This window comes from Dietzia sp. B44, assembly GCF_014145245.1.
GTDB lineage: Bacteria > Actinomycetota > Actinomycetes > Mycobacteriales > Mycobacteriaceae > Dietzia > Dietzia natronolimnaea.
Window position 1 is genome coordinate 1 of the sequence record NZ_JAALEF010000115.1, and the last position, 3043, is coordinate 3043.

Annotated in this window: 5 protein-coding genes; 3 read left to right on the forward strand and 2 right to left on the reverse strand. The window is 69.2% G+C overall.

Annotated features, from left to right (window positions below):
- On the forward strand, positions 1-387 hold a 387-nt coding region (locus G6017_RS04720), incomplete at its 5' end, for a response regulator transcription factor (protein WP_182616167.1).
- Positions 388-505: 118 nt separating this feature from the next.
- The gene (locus G6017_RS04725; RefSeq protein ID WP_182616169.1) at positions 506-1123 is read left to right on the forward strand and encodes a GDSL-type esterase/lipase family protein; all 618 of its coding nucleotides are present in this window, start codon (positions 506-508) and stop codon (positions 1121-1123) included.
- Here the strand turns inward: G6017_RS04725 and G6017_RS04730 are convergent.
- On the reverse strand, positions 1120-1521 hold the full coding sequence (locus tag G6017_RS04730) for a DUF6157 family protein (protein ID WP_182616170.1): 402 nt from the start codon (positions 1519-1521) through the stop codon (positions 1120-1122). The two genes, G6017_RS04725 and G6017_RS04730, sit on opposite strands and share 4 nt — an antisense overlap.
- Positions 1522-1641: 120 nt before the next feature.
- Here G6017_RS04730 and G6017_RS04735 point away from each other — a divergent pair, with 120 nt between their 5' ends.
- A complete protein-coding gene (locus tag G6017_RS04735) occupies positions 1642-1785 on the forward strand; it encodes a hypothetical protein (RefSeq protein ID WP_179524701.1) in 144 nt (47 codons plus the stop codon).
- Between the two features lies 1 nt (position 1786).
- On the opposite strand, the gene G6017_RS04740 is transcribed toward G6017_RS04735, so the two are convergent.
- Complete coding sequence (locus tag G6017_RS04740) at positions 1787-2740, reverse strand: L-lactate dehydrogenase (protein ID WP_182610529.1); 954 nt, start codon at positions 2738-2740, stop codon at positions 1787-1789.
- Positions 2741-3043: the final 303 nt, after the last annotated feature.

A 3043-nucleotide genomic window follows, 5' to 3' on the forward strand; every position in this document is an offset into this window, starting at 1 on the left:
GCCGTGATCCGAGGCGGGGCGCGCGGGTACGTCACCAAGACCATCTCCGGTGAGGAACTGGCCGACGCCGTGCGCCGCGTGGCCGACGGGGACGCGGTGTTCTCCCCGCGCCTGGCCGGGTTCGTCCTGGACGCGTTCGCCCGCGCCGCGCCCGGGCCGGAGGAGCGGGGTGAGCCCGTCCACGACCCCGAGGTCGACTCCCTCACTCCGCGGGAGAAGGAGGTGCTGCGGTTGTTGGCACGCGGGTACACCTACAAGGAGATCGCCGAGAAGCTGTTCATCTCGGTCAAGACCGTGGAGACGCACGCCTCCAACGTGCTGCGCAAGACCCAGCAGTCCAACCGGCACGCGCTCACCCGCTGGGCGCAGTCCCGACACCTGGACTGACGGGCGACGCCCCCCACCCGGCGCGCCTGTTCGTCGGAAGAGCGTTCCACACACATCGCCCGGGAGTGGGGTGTGCGGAACACTCTTGGCGTTTTCGCCGGCCAGCTACCGTGGCGTAGTGAGCGAACCGCGCGACCTCCCCGTCTGCATCATCGGTGACTCCTTCGTGGCCGGGTACGGCGACGAGACCGGACGTGGATGGACCGCGCACCTGGTCGAGGAGGGCGCCGGGGTGGGCCTGAGCCTCCACACCACCGTCGCGGGGATCGGCGGGGACACCTCCGAGATGATCCTGGCCCGTTGGGACGAGGTCGACCGCCGACGGGCCGCGTTCCCGACCACGGCGGTGATCGCAGAGTTCGGCGTCAACGACGTGATGGAGCACGAGGGTGCCCTCCGTGTCGAGGAGGCGGGCACGGTCTCGGCGCTGCGGGGGATGATCGCCCGTGCTCCCGAGGGGCGGTTCCTGGTGGTGGGGCCGCCACCGGTCATGTGGGAGCAGGTCAACGAGCGGATCGCCGCCCGTGCCGCGGCCATGGCCGCGGTGTGCGCCGAGGCCGGGGTGCCGTTCGTGCCGACCTTCGATTCCCTGCGGCCCGGCGGGGCGTGGATGCGCGAGGTCACCGCCGGCGACGGGGCGCACCCCGGTCCGGCGGGGTACGAGGAGTTCGCCCGGGTCATCTGCGACCCGGTGCTTGAGTGGCTGCGCTCCCTGCCGGACGTCGAGCCGGGCTAGCGGGAACTCTTCATGGCGGTTCTGATCGTCACGGACGGGTCGGTCTGCAGTTCGGCCAGACGGTCCGAGCCCATAGGCAGCAGCGCGATCCTCCCGCCGGAGTCGAAGTGCATCGCCCAGCCGTACGTCTTGGTCAACGGGGAGGTGCGCAGGCAGGGTTGGCCCTTGGAGAAGAACTGCTCGCGTTCGGCCGCGCGGTCGGCCTCCCCGATGCCCTTGCGAGCGCAGTGGACGTCGAAGAGCAGGTCGTCGCTCGTCCAGGTGTAGTCCGCACCCGAGAGCCTCTCGTACTGCAACTCGGCGATCGAGCGTTTCCCGGCCGGCGGTGCCGTGGCCGTCTCGGCCCTGGTGTCGGCCGCGGGCAGGATCAGTGTGTCGGTGTAGTCGGTGCTGTGCATGGCGCTCTTTCCTGTTCCCGTAGTGACCGCGATGGTGTGTTCTCCGTCGCGCCCGGGGCCGGTGGTCTCCGGTAATCTGAGTATCGCCGCACACCCCGTACGGCGGCAGGAGGATGAATCATGACGAGTCCGCAGAACCCTGACCGCATCGGCCAGCATTCCGAGGAGCCCGCGGACAAGGCCCGGTATGACCACGACGACGCGGTCGCCGACGAGTGGGGCGACGAGTCGTTCCCGGCCAGCGATCCCCCCGCGACCCCCTGACTCAGCGCAGTATCTCGAACTGCTCCGACACCGCCCGCAGCGCAGACGCGCTGCGGGCGAACTGTTCGGTCTCGGTGGCGTCGAGTTCCAGCTCCACCACGCGTTGCACGCCGGTCCGTCCGATCACCGCGGGCACACCGATGTAGATCCCGTCCTCGCCGTACTCGCCCCGCAGCAACGTGGAGACAGGGAGCGACACCTGCTCGTTGCGTAGGACGGCGCGCGTGATGCGGGCGAGCCCCATGCCGATGCCGTAACTGGTGGACCCCTTGGAGTCGATGATCCGGTAGGCGGCGTCCCTGGTCTCCGTGAAGATCTGGGCCAATCGTTCCCGCGTGGCCGGGTCCCCGTCGAGATCCCGGCGCAGAGGCACCCCGGAGACGTTGGCCGACGAGAAGACCGGTAGTTCGGTGTCGCCGTGCTCGCCGATGATCGAGGCGTGCACGCTCATCGGGGCGACGTCGTAGTACTCGCCCAGCATGAACCGGAAACGCGCGGAATCGAGGATCGTGCCGGAGCCGATGACCTGCGCGGAGGGCAGGCCGGAGTAGCGCCACGAGGCCTGGGCGAGGATGTCGACGGGGTTGGTGGCCACGAGCAGGATGCCGTCGAAGCCGGTTGCCATGATGTCGCCGACGATCCCCTCGAAGATCGCCATGTTCCTGCCGACCAGGTCGAGCCGCGACTCACCGGGTCGCTGGGCGGCGCCGGCGCAGATCACCACCATCGTGGCGTCCGCGCAGTCGTCGTAGGTGCCCTCCGTGACGAGGGTGGGGGAGGGTGCCCACACGACGCCGTGGTTGAGGTCCATGACCTCGCCGACCAGTTTGTCGTGGTCGATGTCGATGATGGACAGGTGGTCGGCCAGGCCCTGGTTGACGAGCGCGTAGCCGTAGGCGATGCCCACGTCCCCGGCGCCGATGAGCACGATGCGGTTCCCGATGGAGGCCTTCATGGTCACCGAGGGTAGATGCTCCGGGTGAACGACGGGGGACGACGACGAGGAGAACCCTGTTCGAACAGGTGTTCTTGCACTGTGTCGGACTCGTGGTGTTCACTGTTCCCCGTGATCGAAAAATAGTTCGATCCGAGCGGTTGGCGGCGTGTCGTCCGGGGTGGGAGTTGGTGGTGATGGTAGTGGGCACCTCTGTCGTTGATCTGTCCGGCCTCGGCACGGCGGACCGCGTCGCTGAGCTGCGTCGCCGACTGGCCACGATGCCCGGTGGGGGTCCGCCCGCCGCCGCGCGCTCGGGGGCGC

What these genes read in the sequence shown, in the direction of transcription:
- G6017_RS04740 (WP_182610529.1), bottom strand. Translation starts at nt 2,740, where the DNA reads ATGAAGGCCTCCATCGGGAACCGCATCGTGCTCATCGGCGCCGGGGAC.
- G6017_RS04730 (WP_182616170.1), bottom strand. Translation starts at nt 1,521, where the DNA reads ATGCACAGCACCGACTACACCGACACACTGATCCTGCCCGCGGCCGAC.
- G6017_RS04735 (WP_179524701.1), top strand. Translation starts at nt 1,642, where the DNA reads ATGACGAGTCCGCAGAACCCTGACCGCATCGGCCAGCATTCCGAGGAG.